This window comes from Rhizobium sp. BK176 (assembly GCF_024808055.1).
Genome location: NZ_JANUBV010000006.1, coordinates 163326 through 185258, shown reverse-complemented (window position 1 = coordinate 185258; position 21933 = coordinate 163326). Strand labels below are relative to the sequence as shown.

General features: G+C 59.8%; 26 protein-coding genes and 1 tRNA gene. 17 read left to right on the top strand and 10 right to left on the bottom strand.

What is annotated here, in order from left to right; translation table 11 throughout:
• Positions 1-260 precede the first annotated feature (260 nt).
• Genes FHT76_RS19990 through FHT76_RS19980 form a run of 3 tightly spaced genes read left to right on the top strand, consistent with a single transcriptional unit; the run spans position 261 to position 3222 of the window.
• A complete protein-coding gene (locus FHT76_RS19990) occupies positions 261-1205 on the top strand; it encodes a tripartite tricarboxylate transporter substrate binding protein (protein WP_183862284.1) in 945 nt (314 codons plus the stop codon).
• Positions 1202-1693 (top strand): tripartite tricarboxylate transporter TctB family protein, encoded by a 492-nt coding sequence (locus FHT76_RS19985; protein WP_183862282.1) that lies wholly within the window; start codon positions 1202-1204, stop codon positions 1691-1693. The genes FHT76_RS19990 and FHT76_RS19985 overlap by 4 nt, the downstream gene beginning before the upstream one ends.
• An 11-nt stretch (positions 1694-1704) precedes the next feature.
• Positions 1705-3222 carry a tripartite tricarboxylate transporter permease gene (locus FHT76_RS19980; protein ID WP_183755818.1) on the top strand — a complete coding sequence of 506 codons (1518 nt, stop codon included), beginning with the start codon at positions 1705-1707 and terminating at the stop codon, positions 3220-3222.
• Between the two features lie 109 nt (positions 3223-3331).
• Here the strand turns inward: FHT76_RS19980 and FHT76_RS19975 are convergent, their stop codons facing one another.
• The 4 genes from FHT76_RS19975 to FHT76_RS19960 form a co-directional block, all read right to left on the bottom strand.
• Positions 3332-4468, bottom strand: coding sequence for a DoxX family membrane protein (locus FHT76_RS19975; RefSeq protein ID WP_183862280.1), 1137 nt, complete (start codon positions 4466-4468; stop codon positions 3332-3334).
• Positions 4469-4754: 286 nt separating this feature from the next.
• Complete coding sequence (locus tag FHT76_RS19970) at positions 4755-5114, bottom strand: NIPSNAP family protein (RefSeq protein ID WP_183862278.1); 360 nt, start codon at positions 5112-5114, stop codon at positions 4755-4757.
• Between the two features lie 179 nt (positions 5115-5293).
• The gene (locus tag FHT76_RS19965; protein WP_183862276.1) at positions 5294-5875 is read right to left on the bottom strand and encodes a dienelactone hydrolase family protein; all 582 of its coding nucleotides are present in this window, start codon (positions 5873-5875) and stop codon (positions 5294-5296) included.
• A gap of 136 nt (positions 5876-6011) precedes the next feature.
• Positions 6012-7124: a 2OG-Fe(II) oxygenase gene (locus FHT76_RS19960; RefSeq protein ID WP_183862274.1), complete on the bottom strand. Its 1113-nt coding sequence runs from the start codon at positions 7122-7124 to the stop codon at positions 6012-6014.
• A 197-nt stretch (positions 7125-7321) separates the two neighbouring features.
• Here FHT76_RS19960 and FHT76_RS19955 point away from each other — a divergent pair, with 197 nt between their 5' ends.
• Entirely contained in the window at positions 7322-7489 is a 168-nt protein-coding gene (locus tag FHT76_RS19955; protein ID WP_183755812.1) for a hypothetical protein, read from the top strand.
• A 127-nt stretch (positions 7490-7616) separates the two neighbouring features.
• Here the strand turns inward: FHT76_RS19955 and FHT76_RS19950 are convergent, their stop codons facing one another.
• Entirely contained in the window at positions 7617-8708 is a 1092-nt protein-coding gene (locus tag FHT76_RS19950; RefSeq protein ID WP_183862272.1) for a DUF475 domain-containing protein, read from the bottom strand.
• A gap of 360 nt (positions 8709-9068) precedes the next feature.
• On the opposite strand from FHT76_RS19950, the gene FHT76_RS19945 reads away from it, so the two are divergent.
• Together FHT76_RS19945 and FHT76_RS19940 are read left to right on the top strand one after the other, a co-directional pair.
• Positions 9069-9314: a hypothetical protein gene (locus FHT76_RS19945; protein WP_183755810.1), complete on the top strand. Its 246-nt coding sequence runs from the start codon at positions 9069-9071 to the stop codon at positions 9312-9314.
• A gap of 381 nt (positions 9315-9695) precedes the next feature.
• The gene (locus FHT76_RS19940; protein ID WP_183862268.1) at positions 9696-10397 is read left to right on the top strand and encodes a hypothetical protein; all 702 of its coding nucleotides are present in this window, start codon (positions 9696-9698) and stop codon (positions 10395-10397) included.
• 27 nt (positions 10398-10424) lie between these two features.
• On the opposite strand, the gene FHT76_RS19935 is transcribed toward FHT76_RS19940, so the two are convergent.
• Positions 10425-10904 (bottom strand): hypothetical protein, encoded by a 480-nt coding sequence (locus FHT76_RS19935; RefSeq protein ID WP_183755807.1) that lies wholly within the window; start codon positions 10902-10904, stop codon positions 10425-10427.
• A 211-nt stretch (positions 10905-11115) separates the two neighbouring features.
• Here FHT76_RS19935 and FHT76_RS19930 point away from each other — a divergent pair, with 211 nt between their 5' ends.
• The 8 genes from FHT76_RS19930 to FHT76_RS19895 all read left to right on the top strand — a co-directional run bounded on the left by FHT76_RS19930 (position 11116) and on the right by FHT76_RS19895 (position 17126).
• Positions 11116-11337, top strand: a complete 222-nt coding sequence (locus tag FHT76_RS19930; RefSeq protein WP_114714454.1) for a hypothetical protein — start codon at positions 11116-11118, stop codon at positions 11335-11337.
• A gap of 188 nt (positions 11338-11525) precedes the next feature.
• Positions 11526-11843: a hypothetical protein gene (locus FHT76_RS19925; protein WP_183862266.1), complete on the top strand. Its 318-nt coding sequence runs from the start codon at positions 11526-11528 to the stop codon at positions 11841-11843.
• A 181-nt stretch (positions 11844-12024) separates the two neighbouring features.
• Positions 12025-12702 (top strand): c-type cytochrome, encoded by a 678-nt coding sequence (locus tag FHT76_RS19920; protein ID WP_244919843.1) that lies wholly within the window; start codon positions 12025-12027, stop codon positions 12700-12702.
• On the top strand, positions 12699-13970 hold the full coding sequence (locus FHT76_RS19915; RefSeq protein ID WP_183862262.1) for a cytochrome c: 1272 nt from the start codon (positions 12699-12701) through the stop codon (positions 13968-13970). Before FHT76_RS19920 ends, FHT76_RS19915 begins: the two co-directional genes overlap by 4 nt.
• Before the next feature lie 7 nt (positions 13971-13977).
• A complete protein-coding gene (locus FHT76_RS19910; protein WP_016557089.1) occupies positions 13978-14145 on the top strand; it encodes a hypothetical protein in 168 nt (55 codons plus the stop codon).
• Complete coding sequence (locus FHT76_RS19905; protein ID WP_183755802.1) at positions 14145-14702, top strand: cytochrome C oxidase subunit II; 558 nt, start codon at positions 14145-14147, stop codon at positions 14700-14702. The genes FHT76_RS19910 and FHT76_RS19905 overlap by 1 nt, the downstream gene beginning before the upstream one ends.
• Positions 14692-16314 carry a b(o/a)3-type cytochrome-c oxidase subunit 1 gene (locus FHT76_RS19900; protein WP_183862260.1) on the top strand — a complete coding sequence of 541 codons (1623 nt, stop codon included), beginning with the start codon at positions 14692-14694 and terminating at the stop codon, positions 16312-16314. Before FHT76_RS19905 ends, FHT76_RS19900 begins: the two co-directional genes overlap by 11 nt.
• Positions 16314-17126, top strand: coding sequence for a cytochrome c (locus tag FHT76_RS19895; protein ID WP_183862258.1), 813 nt, complete (start codon positions 16314-16316; stop codon positions 17124-17126). The genes FHT76_RS19900 and FHT76_RS19895 overlap by 1 nt, the downstream gene beginning before the upstream one ends.
• 151 nt (positions 17127-17277) lie before the next feature.
• Here the strand turns inward: FHT76_RS19895 and FHT76_RS19890 are convergent, their stop codons facing one another.
• Positions 17278-17442, bottom strand: coding sequence for a hypothetical protein (locus FHT76_RS19890; protein ID WP_259185774.1), 165 nt, complete (start codon positions 17440-17442; stop codon positions 17278-17280).
• 233 nt (positions 17443-17675) lie between these two features.
• Here FHT76_RS19890 and FHT76_RS19885 point away from each other — a divergent pair, with 233 nt between their 5' ends.
• Positions 17676-17975: a hypothetical protein gene (locus FHT76_RS19885; RefSeq protein ID WP_259128811.1), complete on the top strand. Its 300-nt coding sequence runs from the start codon at positions 17676-17678 to the stop codon at positions 17973-17975.
• 300 nt (positions 17976-18275) lie between these two features.
• Here FHT76_RS19885 and FHT76_RS19880 read toward each other — a convergent pair.
• Positions 18276-18350, bottom strand: a tRNA-Val gene (locus FHT76_RS19880).
• Between the two features lie 83 nt (positions 18351-18433).
• The gene (gene cpdR1 / locus FHT76_RS19875) at positions 18434-18796 is read right to left on the bottom strand and encodes a response regulator CpdR1 (protein WP_007527565.1); all 363 of its coding nucleotides are present in this window, start codon (positions 18794-18796) and stop codon (positions 18434-18436) included.
• A 187-nt stretch (positions 18797-18983) separates the two neighbouring features.
• Here cpdR1 and FHT76_RS19870 point away from each other — a divergent pair, with 187 nt between their 5' ends.
• Positions 18984-19865, top strand: a complete 882-nt coding sequence (locus tag FHT76_RS19870) for an N-formylglutamate amidohydrolase (RefSeq protein ID WP_183862252.1) — start codon at positions 18984-18986, stop codon at positions 19863-19865.
• 244 nt (positions 19866-20109) lie between these two features.
• Positions 20110-20883 carry a histidinol-phosphatase gene (gene hisN, locus FHT76_RS19865; protein WP_183862251.1) on the top strand — a complete coding sequence of 258 codons (774 nt, stop codon included), beginning with the start codon at positions 20110-20112 and terminating at the stop codon, positions 20881-20883.
• Between the two features lie 42 nt (positions 20884-20925).
• Here hisN and FHT76_RS19860 read toward each other — a convergent pair whose 3' ends face one another.
• A complete protein-coding gene (locus tag FHT76_RS19860) occupies positions 20926-21900 on the bottom strand; it encodes an alpha/beta fold hydrolase (RefSeq protein ID WP_183862249.1) in 975 nt (324 codons plus the stop codon).
• Between the last annotated feature and the right edge of the window lie 33 nt (positions 21901-21933).

The following is a 21933-nucleotide window of genomic DNA, read 5'->3' as shown; positions in this document are numbered from 1 at the left end:
CTCTGAAGTTTTATCTTTTTTGCGTCTGGCCAAGATTGCGGCAAAAAAGTGTCTGTACGGGGTGGATACCTAAGCTATGTCAGCTAAATGACAGCTTGTTGTGGTCCGCTTTGCAGAACTTCAGCTCCGTGGAGGCGGAGAGATGAAGTTTCGGGAGGAACTGCCAGCGTATCGGACCTCGGAGTCCGTCTGCGGTGTCCTTCCCGATTCCATCGAGAACAATGCGCGGTTTCTCAGCCGTGCCCACGGAGGACACACTCGTGAAGTATACTCTTCTTGCAACTATTTTCGCGGCCGCGGTCGCGCTGCCGGCTTATGCGGCCGACTACACCATCATGGCGCCCGCCGCTCCCGGCGGCGGTTGGGACCAGACGGCCCGCTCGCTGCAAACGGTCATGCAGAAGGAAGGCATTTCTGGCAATGTTCAGGTTCAGAACGTTCCGGGCGCCGGCGGCACCATTGGTCTGGCGCAGTTCACCGGCCAGAATAACGGCAATGCAAACGCGCTGATCGTCGGCGGCTACGTGATGGTCGGAGCGATCCTGACCAATCAGTCGCCGGTGACGCTCAAGGACGTTACGCCGATCGCCCGTCTGACGGGTGAGTATGAAGCGATCGTCGTTCCGGCCGCGTCCGACATCAAGACCATGGCCGATCTCGTTGCCAAGCTGAAGCAGGATCCGGGCTCGGTTTCCTGGGGCGGCGGTTCGGCGGGCGGTACCGACCATATCGCGGTCGGCCTGATCGCCAAGGCTGCCGGCGTTGATCCGACGAAGATCAACTATGTCGCCTTCTCCGGCGGCGGCGAAGCGCTCGCCGCGATTCTCGGCGGTCAGGTCACGGCTGGCATTTCCGGCTACGGCGAATTCGAATCGCAGGTAAAGGCCGGACAGTTGCGGCTTCTGGCCGTATCCGGCGAGCAGCGTATCGACGGCGTCGACGCTCCGACCCTGAAGGAATCCGGCCTCGACGTGTCGGTGCAGAACTGGCGCATGGTTGCCGCTGCTCCCGGCCTTTCGGCTGAGCAGACGGCGGCGATTACGGCCGATTTCGACAAGCTTTCGAAGTCCGCCAGCTGGCAGGAAATCCTGAAGACCAAGGGCTGGGCTGACACCTACCTTGCCGGCGACGCCTTCAAGGCGCAGCTCGACAAGGATGTTTCGGCAACCGAAGGCATTCTCAAAGAGATCGGACTTGTTCAATGAGCAGGGTCAATGAACCCTTGGCAACGAAGCGCCGCCCTGATTGGGCGGCGCTGGTCATTGCCATCTGTCTTTTCGCCGTCGCTGCCGTCATGCTCTGGGATGCCTTCCATATGAAGGCGATCGCGCAATATGCCCGGATCGGCCCGGCAACGGCGCCTAAGGTGGTCGCCTTCGGGCTGATCGGTCTCGGCATCTGGACGATCTTCGAGGCCTGGCGCGGCGAGTTTCCGGAGCGCGAGCACCAGGAAGTCGCCCCTGTCGTATGGGTGGTCGCCGGTCTCGCCGCGCAGATGCTGCTCCTGAAAACCGCAGGTTTTTCGATCGCGACCGGCATTCTGTTTGCGTTCACCGCCGCTGGCTTCGGACGTCGCAAGCTCTGGCTTTCGATCCCCGCCGGCATCGCCTTCAGCTTCGTGGTCTGGGTGATCTTCGCGAAGCTCCTGCAGCTGACCCTGCCTGCCGGGCCGTTCGAACACATCTTCTTCTAGGATTGGATGCGATGAGCACCTTCGAATTCCTCTTCCAGGGCATCCTGGTCGCCATGCAGCCGATGAACCTGCTCTATGCGCTCGTCGGCGTGACGCTCGGCACCGCGGTCGGCGTGCTGCCGGGCATCGGCCCAGCGCTGACCGTCGCCCTTCTTCTTCCCGTTACCTACAAGCTCGATCCTGCCGGCTCGCTGATCATGTTCGCGGGCATTTACTACGGCGGCATGTATGGCGGCTCGACGACGTCGATCCTTCTCAATACGCCCGGCGAAAGCGCCTCGATCGTGACGGCCTTGGAGGGCAACAAGATGGCCCGGGCCGGCCGCGGCGGACCGGCGCTCGCGACAGCGGCGATCGGTTCGTTCGTCGCCGGCCTGATCGCAACACTCGGCCTGGCTTTCATCGCCCCCTATATCGTCAAGCTCGCACTGGTCTTCGGGCCACGGGAATACTTCGCGCTGATGGTTCTCGCCTTCGTGACGGTCTCCTCGGCCTTCGGGGATTCGGCCCTGCGCGGTTTGACCTCGCTCTTCATCGGCTTTGCCCTTGCGATGGTCGGCATCGACCAGCAGACCGGGCAAGCGCGCCTTTCGTTCGGCGTTCCCGATCTGCTCGATGGCGTCGAGGTGACGACGCTTGCGGTCGCGATGTTTGCGATCGGTGAAACCCTCTATATCGCCGCTCAAGGCAATCGTGGCGAGGAGAAGGTCGAGGCGGTCAAAGGCTCGCTGTGGATGACAGCGGCCGACTGGGGTCGTTCGTGGAAGGCATGGCTGCGCGGCACGCTGATCGGTTTCCCGATCGGCGCGATGCCGGCGGGCGGCGCCGAGATCGGAACGTTCCTGTCCTATGCCACGGAAAAGCGTTTGGCGAAGAACCCCGAGGAGTTCGGCCACGGTGCGATCGAAGGCGTTGCCGGTCCGGAGGCTGCGAACAATGCGTCGGCCGCTGGTACGCTGGTGCCGCTGTTGACGCTCGGCCTGCCGACGACGGCGACGGCGGCGATCATGCTCGCCGGCTTCCAGCAATACGGGCTGCAGCCCGGCCCGCTGCTGTTTGCGAACAACCCGCAGATCGTCTGGGGCCTGATCGCCAGCCTGCTGATCGCCAATGCGATGCTGTTGGTGCTCAACCTGCCGCTGATCGGTCTCTGGGTGCGGCTGCTGACGATCCCGAAGCCGTGGCTCTATGCCGGCATCCTGTTGTTTGCAACGCTCGGCACGATTGGCGCCAACCCGTCGGTGTTCGAACTCGGCATGCTGCTCGGCTTCGGCGTCCTCGGCTACATCATGCGGCTCTTCGGCTATCCAATCGCGCCCGCGGTCGTTGGCCTGATCCTTGGCCCGCTGGCTGAACAGCAATTGCGTCGCGCGCTCGCGATCAGCCAGGGAGATGTGACGACGCTGGTGATGTCCCCGATCGCGGCCGGACTGCTGATCGTCGCAGCTGCCGCCTTCATCATCCCACTGATCCTGCGCCTGCGTGGACGCGGCGAGGTTCTGTCGCAGCTTGCGGCAAACGAGGATTAAAAGAAAAAGACTGCCCGAACCTCTCTTACTGTGGCCGGCGATGGGAAACCTTCGCCGGCCTTTTCATCTGGTAAGGGGGATGCCGGAGCGTGTCGACCCGCTTTTGGCCTTAGTGACCATAGAGCGCCATGTGCAGGCTCCAATAGGTGGGCGCCAAGATCGCCAGAGCCGCGACAAAACCGGCGGGAACACCGACAATCGCCCTTTTGAATGCGGGTGCGACCTGTGTATCGCGTGTCGGGTCAACGGTCGCAATCACCAACATCATGATGATCAGGCTGTGGCCCACCAAGTCCAGCCTTCCGAACGGCACCACCGCCGCGCTGAAGATGACAATCAACGCAATGGCTGAAGATCGGCGGATAAGTGGTGTCCAGAGCAATCCAAGGCCAAGGGTGAATTCGACGACACCGGCCATCGGCAGAAATACATCGATCGGCATCCCGAAGGTCAGGAACGGCTTTTGCTGCGCCAGCGGCTGGAACCATTCAGGATAGGCGAATTTTTCAAAGCTGGAGCGCATCAGCGTGACGGCGATCGCCCAGCGTAGAACGTTGAAGCGCTGTTTGTGCCACCGGGACTCGCTGACCGAAAACAACACCAGATAGCCGGCAACGCCGACCCCAAGCACAACATAGTCGAGAAGATGAAAAATCTGATACTGATGAAGAGCGGCAATCCAAAGCCCGAGTACACCGATGGCAGAAAGCCACATTGTTCGGCGGGAGAAGAGACCGGCTGCAATTGCCAGTTGGCTCCATGAAACCCACTCCGAAGGGGTCGGAAGATCAGGGGTGAGGTAGACGCCACCAATGACGAAGATGGCGACAAAAAAGGCTGCCGTTATGGCGCGAACAAAGTCGTCGGCCCGATTCCACAGCGGTTCCGACACGCTGTCCATCAGCATCAGAATTCTGGTGCCGATGACGGTCCGTTCAACGACGGCGGTCATTGCGAAAAGTGGGACCGCGATGGCGACGGCAAGCCAGAACCAGGGGCTTGCCAGCGTTTCCGAAAAAGGTCTCGCGGGCGTAGCGATGTCAAATGATGTGAACCATTTGACATGGGCTTCGGCGGGTGTTGACCACACCATCAACGTCGCTATCGCGAGAATGCAGAGGGTTGCCTCGAGGAGAAGCGGGGTGAAATAGGCCCTTATGCTCGCCACTTGAGGGGATGGCGGACCTTCGTCGGTCCGTGCTGTGCTGAATATCGTGTCCTGAACGTTGAACTTGAACGTAGCCATTTCTGCTCTCCGGATTTGGACGCAGCAAACCGCTCGGAAGGCGGTGGCCCTCCGCTCAGCAACGAGGTTTTTTGAAACGCTGCCCGTATTTCAGCATCGCTCGCGCGATCCTTGTAGAGAACAAGGTCCCGCGGTCTTTGCGACTAAGGAGTGAGCGGTCTGGCACCTTGGTCGCGGCAAACCTGAGACCAAGGTCGACCCCCAGGGGGAAGGCAGCTACGTCGACAGGGCCAAACTCTTGTCTCGCGAGGCTTCGCCAAATGAGCGCATTTGCAAAAAATGTCACTTATTCAAGTGGTTGAAAGAAAACACGCTCATAGCTGCTGAACGGCGGATTTTTCCCATACCGTGCGTTTGCCTCGATACCGTCAGGGTCGATGGCGACTGCATCACGATACCGAAGATAGGTTGCGTCGTCTGGAAAAGTGAACAGCGCGATAGCGATGTCGTTACCACCGTCCTTTCCTAGGCCCCGGAAGCTCACCCCGGCCCCGTTCGGCGGCTCACGTGAAATGAAGTATCCGTGGTGTGTCCCGCCGTGACGTTCGATAAGCCTGATCCAGGTTTGCGCATAGGCTTTGAATTCGCTGAGCGCGCTCGCATCGATGCGATAACGAACCTCGCATGTTATCGGATCTTCGGACATAGCGCCTCCTCGCCTCCATTACGCACCGGTGGCATGGCTGATCAGGAAAGTCCATCGAGACGAACGATCAGATGACATGCACGCTGATGCCTCGCGTTAGCAATCGGTGTCCAATCGATCCTTGCGCTCTATGTTGGGGAATATGGATGCGATCTATGCCGATGCGCCGTCCACGCGCGTTACAGGCGCTCCAGGAACGAAAGCACCCGCTGGGTCAGCACTGCGGTGGCCTCGGCATCGTAGGATGGTAGCGAGCAGTCGGCAAAATAGTGCTGGTCGCCGTGGTATAGAAAGAGCGAGGCATCCTTGACTGTTGCGACGATTTCGCGGGCCGCATCGATATCGCCTTCGCCGACGAAGATCGGATCGGCGTCCATCCCATGGATCTGAACAGGGACGCCCTCCGGCCATGGTCCGAACGACCACTCGCCGCTGATCGGCAGGCAGGAATAGAAGAGCAACGCTCCCCGCGCCCCGGATCGCGTCTGTGCGAGCTTCTGTGCCGGCAGCACGCCAAAGGAAAAGCCGGCGTAGACGAGCCGCGAGGGCAGTTCCTCCGCCAGGCGGACGCCGCGCTCGCGCATTTCCTCGAACCCGATCTCGTTGATGTAGGAAAGCCCTTCGTCGATGCTTCGGAAGGTCTGCCCATCGAACAAGTCCGGCGCATGAACAATATGCCCGGCGTTCCGCAACTGCTTAGCGAAGGCGTGCAGGCCAGCGGTCAATCCCTGTGCGTGATGAAACAGCAAGACCTCAGCCATCAGGCGCCTCCTGACGCATAAGCTATGGCAGGCATTGGATAAATCCACCAGCGCAGGTACCGAATGACTTGCCGCCTCGTCAAGACGAACGGCTTTGCACTCCCCTTTGTTGTCGTTCGGCGGACTTCGCCGCGGGTCACGCCGTAGCGTTGGCGCCATCTTCGATGTTTGCGCTGTTTTCCTCTCTCACTTTGGCGGCAGCCTCATCATAGAGGAAGGGCAGGAACGCATAGCGGCGGCCACGGGTGACCTTTGATACGGCATGCAGGAGCGAGCAGGAAAATACCACCGCGCCGCCCGGAGGGGCCTTGTAGGTTCGGTTGCCATACTCAGGAAAACTGACCTCGCCGCCGTCGAAATCATTGTTGAGATTGACCGAAACCGCGAAGCGCCGATGCGCGGTGCCTTTCGTGGTGTTGTCACGATGCGGCTTGAAGTGAGCCTCTTCATCGGCATCGTAGCAGGAGACGATGTATCGCTCCATTCGCGTGGCTTCGAATTGGTGGACCTTCTTGATTTCGGGAATGATGCGCCGGATGAACCGCCCACGCAATTCGGCCATCAGCGCATCGTCCTCGATCGTGTGATCTCTGCGGCGCTTGTGATTGTGGTCCGAGACGAGCACGGTTTTTCCGTTGATCTCGCGCATGAATCCGGACTCCTGGCCGCCATGTCGTTCGTAAAGGTTGATCAGTTCGTGGCAGAGATCGGTCTCAAAGACATCGGGAAGCACGATGACCGGGGCATGCATTTCCAGGCCGCTGGACCGCTCCACCGGTGGTAGCGTTTCTAGATAGGCGATCAATTCGTCTATGCCGCTTCCTTCCTTGCCGGGCACGAAGGTCGCCCGCACTCGCATCGTCGGATCCAGAACCACGCATACCTGACGGTAGGTCACGCCGACGCCGCCTTGCTGCGCATCGGCGCTGACTGCGCCGTAGAGCTTGCTGACGCTCAAATCGAAGTCGAGAAAGAACTTGATGCCGGGCTTCTGATCGGCAATGCCCTGATGGGTTTCGTCTTTCGGATCGACTGTTACGCCGAAGAAGGCAACCTTGCTTCCGTTGAAGACTGCCGGTCTCGACCGGATCTTTTCCAGCGCTTGGGTGACGTTGGGACTTGCCGTGGAGCCAAAGAAGTAAAGGACCATGTATCGCCCGGCAGCGACGTCGAAAACATAACGCGGGTTGGAAAGTGTACGCTGAATAAAGCGCGGCGCCGGGTCTCCGGCCGCTAAGTGCAACTTCATAGACTAACTCCCCTTATTGTAGGGATGCTAAAGTAATAAATTCCATCTGGCTAGATTCGTATCCGCTAAGCGCGCTTGTCGCGTGCCTACTCTGATCGCCTATTCTTGCATGGCAGGGGTGAATTCCCGCCGCTTGTCGGCCAGCCGGTGCCTCGCCATATGTGAGCAGTCAATCATAAAGAAAAGCGAGAAAGAAAATGTCCTTCCGTAAGTCCATTCGCGATGGTTTCCTTGGCCGCGCCTTTGCGATGATCGGTGCTGCAAATGCTGTAAGCGCCTCCGTCGAATCTGGCCGCCGTCCGAAAGCACGCGATCTGCGCGAGCTCGGCATCGATCCGAGCATGTTCGGCAGAATCAATCACTAACTTATCCGCGCGCCTCGGCGCGGTTTGGCGATCTGGGATCGCCAGATACGAAACAGCCCGCAACCGGATGGTCGCGGGCTTTATTTTTTGGTGATGAAGGCGCATCGGCCGATGCGGCTTGCAAGGATTAGGCGTGCAGTTCCTTGTGCGTCTCGGCGCGTTCTTCCGCCTGCTCCTTCTTGTTGTAGCGGATCGACGACCAGAGCGAGATGCCGATCAGGGCCGCGCCACCAAGGCCGGTGATCACCTCGGGGATATGGAACATCGTCTGCACGTACATGATCACCGAGAGGATCAGGATCGCATAGAACGCGCCGTGCTCGAGATAACGATATTCGGCAAGTGTTCCCTTTTCGACGAGCATGATCGTCATCGAACGCACGTACATGGCGCCGATGCCGAGGCCGATCGCGATGACGAAGAGGTTTTGCGTCAATGCGAAGGCGCCGATGACGCCGTCGAAGGAGAAGCTGGCATCCAGCACTTCGAGATAGATGAAGGCACCAAGACCACCCTTGGCGGCAGCGCTCATCGTCTGTTGCGAGGCATCGAGCAGACCGCCGATCACCTCGACCGCCAGGAAGGTCAGAAGTCCATAGATGGCGCAATGCACGAAGGTCGTGGCTTCTTCCTCGCCAAGGAAGGACGAGAACACCAGGACCAGCGCCAGAACGAAGGCAATCTCGATACCCTTGATCGTGGCCGAGCGGGCCATCAGCTTTTCAAGTCCAGCGATCCAGTGGACATCCTTCTCATGGTTGAAGAAGTAGTTGAGGCCGACCATCATCAGGAAGGTGCCCCCGAAGGCTGCGATCGGCAGGTGCGCATCGTTCATGATGCGGGCGTATTCCGCGGGCTCCCGGGCTGCGAGCACCAGGGCTTCCCATGGACCGATCTGTGCTGCGATCGCGACGATCGCCAACGGGAAGACGATACGCATGCCGAAGACGGCAATGACGATGCCCCAGGTGAGGAAGCGATGCTGCCAGACCGGCGTCATCTCCTTGAGCTTGTTGGCATTGACGATGGCATTGTCGAAGGAGAGCGAAATCTCCAGCACGGCGAGCACCGTGCAGATGAAGAAGACGGTCGCCATGCCGCCGATGGTGCCTGTCGTCTGCCAGCCAAGGGCCGCTCCGAGGACAAGGCCGAGGCCGGTGACAATGAAGGCCCAGGTGAAATAGCTGAGCGCCGATTTTTGCGGGATACCGTTGGTCATGGCCGCACCTCGCAACCAAGAACGATGTCGAACAGAGAATGTGTACGTGAAAAACGCGACATACCACAAAGGGCATGCGCGTAAGGCATGGTGAGCTTTTTCATCGATGAAAAATCCGCCGGCTTAAGCTGCAGGCGGTACCGACATCACGAGAGCGCCGTAAAAACTCTCGCCAGAGGGGCCCGGCACCAGGTTGACCCATCGGCCGATGTCCGAGGCCGCGGGATAAGGCGAAGGTAGTGATCTTGCCACGCCAGTCAAGATCGACGCCATGGGCTTTGTTCTTTTCTTTGGAACCATCCGACGGCGCGGTCGTTAGTCCTAGGTTCCCCAGTGTCACGCGCAATAACAAGGAGGCCGATGATGCATCCCTCGACCCATACCCCCGACAAGCGCACGGAAAAGTCCGACCGAATGAAGCGGGCGCGCCCGAACCGCATGCAGAAGGCGCAGGTATTGCCGCCGCATCACGTCGACCTGACACTGCCACATGGCGTTTTCGATGACGTCCACGTTCCCGCCCACGTCACCGGTGGCGACCTTTCGAAGGGCGGCCCAAAGCCGGTCACGGATGGCGATTCCACGATCGCTAAGCCGACCCGTTGAGGTCTCGGTGTTCCCAACTTCGACGCTTCCATTCGCGACAACCGGTGAGAAAAGATGAAAACGACTTTGGTGCCGCACGACATTTACATGAAGCATGAAATCGAATGCAGGCGCTTCGCGCAGCCGCAGATATTCAGATCGATCTGGAAAGAATCGAGATCACTAATTCGCTGGGTTCGCGTTGGGAACCGGCAATACGTTTGAAGGCGGACACGGCATCTGCGGTGGTGCGGCTTTAAAGCCGTGGCGACCGTGCAGCCGTGTCGTCGCAGCACTCTGCAGCATCGGGATCGTCACATCAGTGCTGGAAATGAAGCGGCTGCCAACCTTTCGGAAAGGATTGCCCGGCGATAATCCCGTGCGTTCACGGGAATCGGACAGATGGCAAAGACTGCGACACGCCGCCGCAAATCATCGGCACGATCAAAGGGAAGGGGAGGCGGCGGCAGCGCGCTCCCCTGGGTCGTCATCGGGGCGATCGCCGTGGGCGGCATTGCAACCTATGACAATTGGAAGAGCGTGAAGCCGATGCTGGCTGCGCATGCGCCGGCCTCGATTGTCTCCCGCCCGGTCTCGAACGCGCGAAGCGAGCCTGCGAGCGATCCCAGCCCACGGCAGACGGCTTCGATCACCACGGCGACGCGAATGGTGCCGCCTGCTGCGGTCCCCATTCCCGCGAAGGCACCCGTCGTGCCTGAAAAGGCAATCCCGGTCTCCATCTCGCCGGCACAGGCACAGACCGGCCGCGCGGCCTTCGGCTATTGTGGGCAGGGCGAGCACATCAACTGCGTCGCCGATGGAAGCACGTTCTGGTACAAGGGCGAGAAGGTCGCGATCGCCGACGTCGTCAGCCCCGCCATCGAGACAGCCCGTTGCGACAACGAGAAGCGGTTGGGGTTCGCCGCCAAACTGCGGCTCCTCAACATTCTGAACTCCGGATCCTTCTCGATGAATCCCGCCGGGCAGCCCGGCAAAGCAGGCGCGCCGCATGTCGTGTCGCGCGAGGGTCGGTCGATCGGCGTGCAGATGATCAACGAGGGATTGGCCCGCAAACCCGGAGCGAGCAACAGCTGGTGCGCCTGAGCGCAGCCAGCAATTGCGAACGTTGGCCTATTTTTGCTTCGGCGCTTTACCGTTGGTGCGGAAGCTGCCGGTAAAGGCGGTATCCTTGCTTTCGGCGGTGCATTCGATCGCGACCGGCTTGCCGCCGTACGGGTTGCCCATCGTGCAGGTTCCGGCGACCTTTACCTGACCTGTCATCTTCTGGCCGACGCCCGTCACCACGAGGTTGAGCGGCATGCGGGCGTTGCCGTTGGAGGCTGGCTTGATGGCAGTACCATCGCCCTGGAAGCCGAGCATCTTGCCGCCTGAAGTGAAGATGAAGGTGACCTGGCCGTTTACCAGCGTAACACTTGCGAGTTCGCCTTCGCAGCCCTTCGTCGCATCGAGCTTGCCGACGACGAGCTTGGCGCACTTGCCGGCAAGCGTCAGCGCCCCCGGGGCGCCAGGGAAATTCTGCGGCGCCGCGCCCGCCGTCGTGGTCAGTGTTGCGGCGAGCAGCGAAGCAGCGGCCAAAGTTGCCAGTCTCATGTGTTTACCTCGTAATGCATGTCTCAGCAGTGCTGTTGTATCGGCAGCGACTTGCCACTCTTCTGTGTTCGAAATTGGTCGACAGGCACGACTCTAGATCTCGGTAGCCTGGGCATGCGGTGAAATGACGCTTGGTCAAAGCCAGCATGCGCGATAGCTACCGGTTGGACCGGCAGCAAGACCGCCGGTCTAGCTAAGATGGAGGAATGCGATGATCAGGAAGATTGCTCTGAGTGTTGCCATCCTTGCCTTTGGCGTCGCTCCGGCGCTGGCCGCAAGTAGCCACTACTATGTGGAGCACGCTGCAAACAGCAACAAATGTAGCGTCGTGTCGAAACGTCCTGACGGCAAGAACGCGATGGCGGTCGGAAGTGCGTACAAGACGAAGGCGCTTGCCGAGGCGGCCATGAAGACCGCATCCGCCTGCATGTAGTGCGGCTCGCATTGCGTATGAAATCGAACGAAGCGCCCGCGCATTGGCGGGCGTTCTGCTTTCTGCGATCGCCCGGCATCGCCGGCGAGCCTCGAGCCTTGTCGCGACTTCGGGGATCCTTCAGCCGATTTATCGGCTCGCCAAAAACGAGTATAGTCTTCCCGCCATGCTCATTCTCGGAGGGTGAAATGGGCGCCGCATCCCGCACTATCAATGCCGCGATACTAACCACTGTGTTATTGATGCCGTCGACAGCCTTTTCGGCCGCGGCGCTGAACGTCGATGCGCGCTCGTACACCTGTAGCCAGATCTCGCAGATCATCCGCCAGAACAAGAAGGTGTTCGTCCGGTCCGGTTTCGGCGGCAGCAGCTTCCGCTATCCGCCCGCGAAATGCGGCTTGGGCTATGCGCGCACCACCGCCAGCTTCCGGGATGCGACCGGTAAACAGTGCGTCCTAGATTACGCCTGCACCTACGACAGCGGGTCGTTTTACAACAACCCGTAGCGCGCCGACGAGGCGTGCCACCACTTTGGCGTTTGGGCTACTTCGTGCCGGCGATTGCCTCTTGCAGCTTTACCGGAAGGGAATATTGTTACGGCTCAAGCCTGAAAATTTCATGTGATACTGCTACGGAGGGTATGCGGTGTTCGTGAAGACGTTGCTTCTAACGTGCTGTCTCAGCTTCCTGGGTCTTGACGTAGGACTTGCCCAGGAAGGCAAGAGCTATCCTGCCGACATGGCGGATCGGGTGCAGGCCTGCACCCCGTGCCACGGGCAGGAAGGCAGGGGGACGAACGACCCGTACTTTCCACGTCTGGCCGGGAAGCCCGCCGGATACCTCTACAACCAGCTGGAAGCGTTCAAGAGCGGCAGGCGGAAATACCCGCCGATGAACTACCTGTTGGCCTTTCTGACTGACGACTATCTCCGACAATTCGCCGACTACTTCGCCGATCAACACCCCGCGCTGCCCGGCCCCCCCGCCACCGACGCGAGCAAAAGCGTCCTCGAACATGGGCAAGCGCTAGTCACCCAAGGGGATCTGGACAGGGCCATTCCAGCCTGCGTCAGCTGTCACGGTGGGCCACTAACAGGTCAGTCTCCGGGAATTCCCGGTCTTCTCGGCCTGCGCGCGAGCTATATCAGCGCCCAATTGGGTGGCTGGCGTTATGGGACCAGAACGGCGAACGCGCCCGACTGTATGCAACTCGTGGCCGGGAGGCTTACCGAGGACGATGTCAGGGCTGTTGCCGCCTATCTCGCCGGGCAGCCTCTTCCGACGGACCCGGTGCCAGCACCTGCCGGTTCGTTCGCCTTGCCCTTTGCTTGTGGCAGCCAGCCAGATGGGGGACACAAGCCATGAGCAGGCAAAATCGACGTTGCCAACTGTTGCTCACCACGATTTCAGCGATTGTTGTCGGAACGCTAGTTCCCGCCGGCGCACAGAACTCGGAAGCACAGCAACCGCCTGAGGCCATCGTCAAGAAAGGTGAGTATCTCGCGCGTGCAGGGGATTGCATCGCCTGTCATACCGCACCAGAGGGCAAACTGTTTGCCGGCGGCCGTGGCATGCCAACCCCGTTCGGGACGCTGTACACCTCCAACATTACTCCGGATCCGGAAACCGGAATCGGCAAATGGACGGCAGACGACTTCTACAAGACCATGCACGACGGTCGCTTCCCGGATGGAGGACTGCTCTACCCGGCGATGCCGTTCGGGTCCTACACGAAAGTGACGCGCGAAGACAGCGACGCCATCTTTGCCTACTTGAAGACCGTCCCCGCCGTGCGGCAGCCGGACCACCCCCACGAGTTGCAGTTCCCTTACAACAACCGATCGCTGATCCTTGGCTGGAGGACGCTGTTCTTCACGGAAGGGGAGTTCCAGCCCGACCCGAAGCAGTCGGATGAATGGAACCGTGGCGCCTATCTGGTCGAAGGGCTAGGACACTGCGGAATGTGTCACACACCGATCAACGCCTTGGGCGGTAGCTCGGAATCCAAAGCCTTTCAGGGTGGACTGATACCCATGCAGGACTGGTACGCCCCCTCTCTGACCTCCAACAAGGAGGCGGGTTTGGGCGATTGGTCCATCGAGGAAATCTCCGACCTGCTGCAGAAGGGCATTTCCGCGCGCGGTGCGGTTTACGGCCCTATGGCCGAGGTGGTCTACAACAGCCTTCAATACATGACCGACGAAGATACACGCGCGATGGCCGTCTATCTTAAGAGCATAGCGCAAGACGAACCGAAGCCGGCGCGCGCCTCCGTCGGATCGCAGGAAGCTAGTCTGCTTCGAAGCCTGGGGAAGACCGTCTACGACAAACAGTGCGCCAGCTGCCACGGCGCGGAAGGCGAGGGCAGGCCGCCGCATTATCCGCCGCTCGCCGGGAACCAGTCGATCCAGATGGAATCCTCCGTAAACGCTGTGCGGATGGTGTTGAACGGTGGGTACCCACCCGCGACCTACAAGAATCCGATGCCGCATGGAATGCCGCCGTTTGCGGTCAGTCTGTCGGACGACGAAGTCGCCGCGGTCGTTTCCTACATCCGGACCGCCTGGGGCAACCGGGGCACGCCCGTCAATGCGGCAGAGGCAAACAAGCTTCGATCGGCTCCACTTCAGTGAGGACGCGATGATCAATTCGGAAGAACCAAACGCTGGTCCAGATGATGCCACGGTCGAGCGCATCGTGTCAGAGGGACCGAGCGGAGCCATTGCACTTGCGGGTATCGCGACCGCTATCGTGGTGCTGATCTGGGTGCTCTTCTATCTGCTTGTTTTCATACCGAGGAGCGGCTGATGGCCAACGGTCACAATCCCTCCGCCGGCGTCGCCGAACGGGTCGAGCGCAGATGGGCATCGGTCTCGGTCCTCATCATCGTCTTTTTGGCCGGGATGGCCGCGTTTGCGGGCATCCATCAGGCGACGATGCCGCAGGCAACCGTTGAAACGATCGACCCGACCAGCATTCACTTGGCCGGAGAATTTATCGAATCCAACCTCGGGAGCGCCGTCGAGGGCGATGGCACGGTGACGGTGCGAGCGATCGGGCAGCAGTATTCTTTCTCGCCGCCCTGCATTCTCGTTCCCGCGGAAACGCCGATTACCTTCCGCGCGACAAGCGCCGATGTCGTCCATGGCTTCCTCGTCCAAGGCACCAACATCAACACGATGCTGGTCCCGGGCTACGTGTCCGTTCAGAAGGCGACGTTTGACGCGCCCGGCGAGCATCTGATGCCTTGCCAGGAATTCTGCAGCGTTGGCCATGAGGGCATGTGGGGCAAGGTCCAGGTTGTCACGAAAGAGCAGTTCCTTTCACAGATGGGGGACAAGAGGAGGCTTTCCTGTGCTCCATAACCGGAAATTGATCCTCGCACATTTCTGGCTGGCATTCGCGGTATTCGCGCTCGCGCTGGTGCTCGGCGCATGGCAGATGTATATCCGCAGCCCACTTTCCCCGTGGATCAGCAATCCGGAATGGTACTACCGGTCGTTGACTGCGCATGGCACCGTCATGGGTTATGTCTTTCCGACGCTCGTTGCCATGGGCTTCGGATATGCGATCAGTGAAGCCGCGCTCCAGCAGCAACTCGTCGGAGGGCGGTGGGCTTGGGCAGGTTTTTGGCTGATCGCCGTCGGTGCTGTCGTTGCGATGATCCCGGTGGCACTCGGTCAGGCTTCGGTCCTCTATACCTTCTATCCTCCGCTAATCGGCAACCCGTTTTATTATATCGGCGTGGTGATGGTCGTGGTGGGTTCCTGGTTCTGGGTTGCCCTGATGTCCGTCAACCTCAGGATATGGAAGCGGGCGAATCCGGCAAAGCCGGTGCCGCTGGCCATGTTTGCGAACGTCGCGGGATCGTATCTCTGGGCCTGGACCGCCGTCGGCGCGGCGCTTGAACTTCTGCTGCAGATCATTCCTGTCGCGCTTGGCCTCAGATCCACGATAGACGCAGGGCTCGCACGTGTCTTCTTCTCCTGGACGCTGCATGCGATCGTCTATTTCTGGCTGATGCCCACCTACATCGCCTACTACACGATCGTGCCGCGCTCCATTGGCGGACGCATCTACAGCGATACGATGGCGAGGGTCTCCTTCATTCTGTTTCTTATCGTGGCGATGCCGATCGGCATCCATCATGCGTTCGAGGATCCGCAGGTCGGCGCCGGCTTCAAGTTCATCCATTCGGCGTTCACGGCGCTTGTCGCGCTTCCGACGCTTCTCACGGTCTTTACGATTTGCGCATCGATCGAGATCGCCGCAAGGCTGCGAGGAGGGAAGGGGGCGTTCGGCTGGATCAAGGCGCTGCCGTGGCGAAATCCTATCATGCTCGCGATGGCCTTTTCGTTCATCATGCTCGGGTTCGGCGGAGCAGGTGGTCTCATCAACATGAGCTACCAGCTCAACACCTCGATACACAACACGCAGTGGATCACCGGGCATTTTCACCTCATCTTCGGCGGCGCGATCGTGATCATGTATTTTGCGATCGCTTATGATTTCTGGCCCCACCTCACGGGCCGGCCTCTCGCGAGCCTGCACCTTGTCCGCCTGCAGCTTTGGCTTTGGTTCATCGGAATGATCATCACGACCTTTCCTTGGCATTGGGTCGGAATCCTCGGCATGCCCCGCAGAATGTCGTATTTCGATTACTCCGATCCAGCGCTCGCTATCGACGCCATTTCTGTCGTGCTGTCGGCACTCGGTGGCTTCATCCTCGTGGCGTCGGGTATCCTGTTCATCGTCGTCCTGGTGAGGTCGCATCTGGGGGCACCTGACAAAATCGAGGAATACCGCTTCGCCGTAGCCGTCCATCCGCCGGTCCGTGTGCTAGCGGCCCTGAACAGCCATGGGATCTGGATTGCATTAATGGTCGGACTGACCGTTACGAATTACGGCTATCCGATCCTCCAACTGGCCGTTCGCAACGACACATCGGTTCCGGCAGTCTACGTTGGAGAACGCTGATGGGAGATAGCCGCAAGGTCACGACGTCGCGGGACCGCTGGACAACCACCAGTGTTGCCATCACGGCCGCAATCTTCCTAGTGTCCGCAGTCCTTGGCTTTGTGTTGCTGCCCCGATGGGAGGCCGGGGCCCAGGTCGCCGGTATTTGGGACTCGATTTGCCGGGCTGCAGGCCTGCCGCGGCAACAGGATCCGGGCGACGTTGTAACCGCAGACTATAAGACATCATTGGTAAAGCTTGCGACTGCGGTGTCTCACAAGCGCGACGAGGAGGCGATCGGTCGAGGCGCAACCTTGGCGCAACAATGTGCCATTTGTCATGGACCGACGGGTGTCAGCCGCGCCGACTCGCCCAATCTCGCCGGGCAGTACGCAAGTGTGGTCTATAAACAGCTCCGCGATTTCAAGGATGGCGTGCGCGTCAACGCCGTAATGACTCCTTTCGCCCTGAAATTGTCGGAACAGGACATGCAGGATCTGGCCGCCTACTACGCCTACCTGCCGAGACTACCGGGGTTCCATCCACCGGAAAGCATGGAGGTGCCGAGAATTGTCGAAAGCGGCGCTCCGCTGCGTGGCATTGCTCCGTGCGGATCATGCCACGGCAATATCGAGAACAAACTTGGCAGCCCATGGCTGGAGGGGCAGTCCGATCTGTATCTCAAAACGCAGCTTGAGGCGTTCGTGTCCGGATCCAGGCAGAACGACATCAGCAAGCAGATGCGCAACGTCGCTCGCGCAATGAGCGCGGAAGAGATCGAGCAGGCGGCCAAATACTACGCCAACAAGCCACCGCCCTTTCTGACCCAATAGGCCCGCCAAGCATCTCCAACGGTTTACCGCATTCCATCGGATGGAATGGTCGGTCATCAGTCCCCAAGATTGAACAGAACGGATGGATCCGGTGTGACGGGTGACACGAAGAACGTCAGGCGCACCGCTTCCATGACGAGAAGGGCGCGTCTCATTCAGCAGCAAGCGCCGTTACCCGGCCCTGCAGGTCAGCATTGCCATCGGCAAGATTGGTGGTTTCGGATTTATCCTTGGAAAGATCAAACAACTCGACGCTTGGAGGCAGCGATGCCTTCCGCACCAGTTTCCAATCGCCGTCACGCACTGCACCCACCATCGGTCGGCCCTCGCTGGTTGTCGGCCATAGGTGTCGAGTGGTTGCGTATGGTCGAGCTTGGCCCCGGCGAGAGCAGCAAGAGTAGGGTACATGGCGACGACGTGGACTATGCCTTCGACTGGGAATGCTGGATCGGGCAAGCAATCGAAAGTCGTTGGGTTGTGCAAAGTTTGGGTTGACCGCTTTCGACGGCGAGGAGACACTTCGACAACGGCAAGGCGGGAGGAAAAACGATGGACGAGCCAGACCGGTGGCGCCACATGGCAAGCGCGCCGAAAGACGGCAGTCGGATCCTCGTCACGGTCCGCCCATCCGAACAGGGGCCGGCGGAGGTTGACCTCGTCTACTGGTCGCGTGGCGATCAGTTCGGTGCTGACGGCTGGCGTGCCTCCGATTCCTCCCCCGGTCGCGTCGTTGAATATGCCGAGCCGGAGTTGAAGTGCTGGATGCCGATGCCATCGGTGAGCCGAGCCTCCACGCCTACTCCATGGGAAGGCGACGACGACCAGGAACTCGACGGGTCGGGGATATAACGACCCCGGTCCGCCGTTTGACGTACACTCTCACCTCGCAAGCCAACTCATCGAAACTGTGATTGGTAGCAGCCGGGTCCTTTGACGAGGCAAACGTCGTCGACGGCACTGCTACGGATTCTTCGCGGAATGGGGAGTTGTCAAACAAGATCGTGGGGAAGACATGCTTGGGATAAAGCATGGGATGCTTAGATCGCGCTCCAAGGTGGGCTGATCAGTTCGCGCCTCTTCCCCGTGCTTTGCTTGCTAGCTGCTCACTAAAAAGGCCTAGCGATTTCTCGCTAAGCCTTTGAATTCGAATGGTGGGCGTGACAGGGATTGAACCTGTGACCCCTACGATGTCAACGTAGTGCTCTCCCGCTGAGCTACACGCCCATCCGATGGCGGCGCATAGACCACAAACCGTTTTTGTCGTCAATAGACTTTTTTCGGTTTTGTGACACGCGCTGCCGGAAGCCTTAGGCGGCAAGCATTTTGTTCACTTCCTCGACGAGGTCGCGGAGGTGGAAAGGCTTGGAAAGGACCTTCGCATCCTTCGGTGCCTTCGAATCAGGGTTCAATGCCACGGCCGCGAATCCAGTGATGAACATCACCTTCAGGTCGGGATCGAGTTCGGTCGCGCGGCGCGCCAGCTCGATTCCGTCCATCTCAGGCATGACGATATCGGTCAGGAGCAGCGAGAAGGGTTCTTCGCGAAGCCTGTCATAGGCGCTGGCGCCGTTGTCGTATGAGAGGACCTTGTAGCCTGCCTTTTCAAGCGCCTTCACAAGGAAGCGGCGCATGTCGTTGTCGTCTTCTGCAAGAAGTATCTTTTGAGTCATTATCCAGACCGCTAATCAGTAATTTATGCGTGGGGCTCCAGCCAATTACACTAGAATTCGGCCAGTAAACAACCAGTGAAGAGGCTGTCCGGGCCGTCATCCCCATGAGATAGTATGGACTTGCCGTGCGGCAACTGGCAACATAAGCAGAGCAGCGATCGGCAGGCATGGTAAAGAGGGAAAAAGGGTGCACGAAATCCCCGAATACGCACTTTTCGAGGTCCGGGAGCCTTTGTCGCACACCATTCCATTCGTCTACAACTCGCCGCATAGCGGCCGCATCTATCCTCCGGAATTCATCGCTCAGTCGCGGCTCGAGGGCGTTTCCATACGCCGCTCCGAGGATCATTACGTCGACGAGTTGTTCGCGGATGCGAGCGCCCTCGGTGCGCCGCTTCTGCTTGCCAATTTTCCGCGCGCCTATCTCGACGTGAACCGCGAGCCCTACGAGCTCGATCCGCGCATGTTCGACGGGCTGTTGCCGCCCTATGCGAACATCAATTCGCTGCGGGTTGCGGGCGGGCTCGGCACCATTCCGCGTATCGTTGCCGAGAACATGGAAATCTATACTCGCCGGCTGTCTGTGCAGGAGGGGCTAGACCGCATCGAGGCCGTTTACAAGCCTTATCATGCGGCGCTGCGACGACTGATCGCCCGTACGCATGTTCAGTTCGGGTTCGGCGTGCTGATTGATTGCCACTCGATGCCGGGCAATGTCCGTGTTGCCGGCAGCAATGCGCGGCCGGATTTCATCATCGGCGATCGCTACGGCACCAGCGCTTCCGCGGACCTGTCGCGTGCCGCTGTCGCGATATTCGAAGAAATGGGCTTCACCGCGATCCGCAACAAGCCTTATGCCGGCGGCTTCATCACCGAACATTACGGTCGCCCGTCGCGTGGGCTGCATGCGCTGCAGATCGAAGTGAACCGGTCGATCTATGTCGACGAAATCACGCTGGAGAAGCGTTCCGATTTTGCCCTGGTTGCGGGCGCAATCACCGCCTTCATGCGGCAGATGGCAGTCTACGTGGCACAGTTCGCGACCGACTCCGCGCTCGCTGCCGAGTAAGCCTCCCGGATTGCCAAAAAAAGACCGCCTCGCGGCGGTCCAAGTCTAGGGAGGAAACACCCAAGGAGGGCATTTACAGTCAGAAGACTGTGAGCAAACGCTACTATTGCGTTGCACAATTGTCAATCAAAATTTTGCAGTGCAAAATTATTGTGCAGCCGGCTAAAGGCTGCCGCTCTCGTTTGCAACTCGCTGCAATTCCGCTATGAAAAGCGCCATTCGCGCGCCACAGATGGATTTCGCCATGTTGCCTGACCGTTCGTTCTTCAATCGTCTGGCCGAAGCCGCCAAGGCAGAAACGCTGCCGCGTTTCCGTTCTGGCCTCGACGTCACCAACAAGCTGTCGAGCGGCTTCGATCCGGTCACCGAGGGCGACAGGGCGGCGGAAGTCGCCATTCGCGCGCTGATCGAGGAGCACTTTCCCGATCACGGCATTCTCGGCGAGGAGCACGGCAATGTCGGTCTCGACCGTGAGTATGTCTGGGTTATCGATCCGATCGATGGCACGCGCGCCTTTATATCAGGCGTGCCCGTCTGGGGCACGCTGATCGGATTGCAGAGAAACGGTCGTGCGGTCATGGGCATGATCGAGCAGCCGTTTACCGGCGAGCGCTACTTCGCCGATGCGAACGGTTCTATCTACAACGGTCCTGAGGGAGAGCGCCGACTGCAGGTTCGTGATTGCGGCACTTTGGGGAACGCCATTCTTTTCACCACCTCGCCGCATCTCTTCGCAGGCGCAGAGATGGAGAAATATCGGGAGATCGAGAGCCAGGTGAGGCTCTTCCGATATGGTACAGATTGCTATGCCTATGCGCTGCTTGCCGCGGGTCACGTCGATCTGGTGATTGAAAACAGCCTGAAGCCTTACGATGTCGGCGGCATCATTCCGGTCATCGAAAACGCCGGCGGGATCATCACTACCTGGGATGGCGGGCGTCCGGAAAATGGCGGCTCGATTATCGCCGCCGGCAGCCGCGCCGTCTACGACGAGGCCAGGGCAATCCTCGGACGGTAGGTCGATCGGCATTTGTAGGCAGTCTCGCGGATTGAGACCGGGCTACGTACCGAACCCTTCGACTTCCTCGACGGCTTCCGCGTCGCTGCCGGGAATGAAAGCGTGGAAAGCCGCAAGAGCGGCCTGGCGGTAGACATCGCGCTCCTGCAGCACCTCATGCCGCGCACCGTTGATCGGCACGAACTGCGCAGCGCGAAAATAGCGTGAGATGCGCTCCTGCGCGATGTAGGGAACGATGGCATCGCGCGTCGGCGCGATGACCACCGTCGGAATGGTGATCGAGAACAGATGGCTCGGAGACGTGACGCGGTCAATCGTCCGGAAGGAGTCGTGCAGCCAGCGCGCAGTCGGCGGCCCCAGCATCAATTCCGGATGAGCTGTAGCCACGGCAACGTTGCGCTCGAAGCGAGCTTCATCCGAGGTGAGGGGATTGTCGCGGAACGGCAGTTCCCTGAGCTTGCGTGCAAGCGGAAAGTTGCCGAGCCCGAGCGAACAGGCAAACCCGGAAAGCGCGCGGATGGTACCTTCCGATGCTGCTTGGCCGGAGAGGCCGATGAAGGGTGCAGTCAGCACCATCCGTTCGATGCGCGTCGAGAGGTAGGGCGCGGCGGATAGCGCAATCAGCGCTCCGGTCGAATGCGCCAGGATGAAGAACGGCAGACGAGTATCCGGCAGGACGATCTTCTCGAGGAACGTATCGAGGTCGTGTTCGTAGTCGATGAAGCGGCGGACATGGCCGTACGGACCCTTCTTCAGCACCCGGTCGGAGCCGCCCTGACCGCGCAGATCGAAGGTTGCAACCCAAAGGCCCTGGGCTGTCAGGTCGCGGATGGTCTCGAAATACTTCTCGATAAATTCGTTTCGGCCCTGGAGAAGGACGACGGTGCCTTTCGCCACTGCTGCATTGGAGCGAAAAACGGCATAGCGCAGCCGAAGGCCGTCATGGGTTTCGAAGTAGCCTTCGGTGCGGTTTTCGGGTGCCGGGTTTTCGGGGGTCGAAAAAAGGACCTGTTCCATGGTCGACCAATCGTGTCCTTCGCGGATTTGCCT

Bases quoted from the DNA above. Each gene is read 5' to 3' on its own strand.
- FHT76_RS19985 (WP_183862282.1), top strand. From the start codon at position 1,202: ATGAGCAGGGTCAATGAACCCTTGGCAACGAAGCGCCGCCCTGATTGG.
- FHT76_RS19980 (WP_183755818.1), top strand. From the start codon at position 1,705: ATGAGCACCTTCGAATTCCTCTTCCAGGGCATCCTGGTCGCCATGCAG.
- FHT76_RS19975 (WP_183862280.1), bottom strand. From the start codon at position 4,468: ATGGCTACGTTCAAGTTCAACGTTCAGGACACGATATTCAGCACAGCA.
- FHT76_RS19970 (WP_183862278.1), bottom strand. From the start codon at position 5,114: ATGTCCGAAGATCCGATAACATGCGAGGTTCGTTATCGCATCGATGCG.
- FHT76_RS19965 (WP_183862276.1), bottom strand. From the start codon at position 5,875: ATGGCTGAGGTCTTGCTGTTTCATCACGCACAGGGATTGACCGCTGGC.
- FHT76_RS19960 (WP_183862274.1), bottom strand. From the start codon at position 7,124: ATGAAGTTGCACTTAGCGGCCGGAGACCCGGCGCCGCGCTTTATTCAG.
- FHT76_RS19955 (WP_183755812.1), top strand. From the start codon at position 7,322: ATGTCCTTCCGTAAGTCCATTCGCGATGGTTTCCTTGGCCGCGCCTTT.
- FHT76_RS19950 (WP_183862272.1), bottom strand. From the start codon at position 8,708: ATGACCAACGGTATCCCGCAAAAATCGGCGCTCAGCTATTTCACCTGG.
- FHT76_RS19945 (WP_183755810.1), top strand. From the start codon at position 9,069: ATGATGCATCCCTCGACCCATACCCCCGACAAGCGCACGGAAAAGTCC.
- FHT76_RS19940 (WP_183862268.1), top strand. From the start codon at position 9,696: ATGGCAAAGACTGCGACACGCCGCCGCAAATCATCGGCACGATCAAAG.
- FHT76_RS19935 (WP_183755807.1), bottom strand. From the start codon at position 10,904: ATGAGACTGGCAACTTTGGCCGCTGCTTCGCTGCTCGCCGCAACACTG.
- FHT76_RS19930 (WP_114714454.1), top strand. From the start codon at position 11,116: ATGATCAGGAAGATTGCTCTGAGTGTTGCCATCCTTGCCTTTGGCGTC.
- FHT76_RS19925 (WP_183862266.1), top strand. From the start codon at position 11,526: ATGGGCGCCGCATCCCGCACTATCAATGCCGCGATACTAACCACTGTG.
- FHT76_RS19915 (WP_183862262.1), top strand. From the start codon at position 12,699: ATGAGCAGGCAAAATCGACGTTGCCAACTGTTGCTCACCACGATTTCA.
- FHT76_RS19910 (WP_016557089.1), top strand. From the start codon at position 13,978: ATGATCAATTCGGAAGAACCAAACGCTGGTCCAGATGATGCCACGGTC.
- FHT76_RS19905 (WP_183755802.1), top strand. From the start codon at position 14,145: ATGGCCAACGGTCACAATCCCTCCGCCGGCGTCGCCGAACGGGTCGAG.
- FHT76_RS19895 (WP_183862258.1), top strand. From the start codon at position 16,314: ATGGGAGATAGCCGCAAGGTCACGACGTCGCGGGACCGCTGGACAACC.
- FHT76_RS19890 (WP_259185774.1), bottom strand. From the start codon at position 17,442: ATGGTGGGTGCAGTGCGTGACGGCGATTGGAAACTGGTGCGGAAGGCA.
- FHT76_RS19885 (WP_259128811.1), top strand. From the start codon at position 17,676: ATGGACGAGCCAGACCGGTGGCGCCACATGGCAAGCGCGCCGAAAGAC.
- cpdR1 (WP_007527565.1), bottom strand. From the start codon at position 18,796: ATGACTCAAAAGATACTTCTTGCAGAAGACGACAACGACATGCGCCGC.
- hisN (WP_183862251.1), top strand. From the start codon at position 20,110: ATGTTGCCTGACCGTTCGTTCTTCAATCGTCTGGCCGAAGCCGCCAAG.
- FHT76_RS19860 (WP_183862249.1), bottom strand. From the start codon at position 21,900: ATGGAACAGGTCCTTTTTTCGACCCCCGAAAACCCGGCACCCGAAAAC.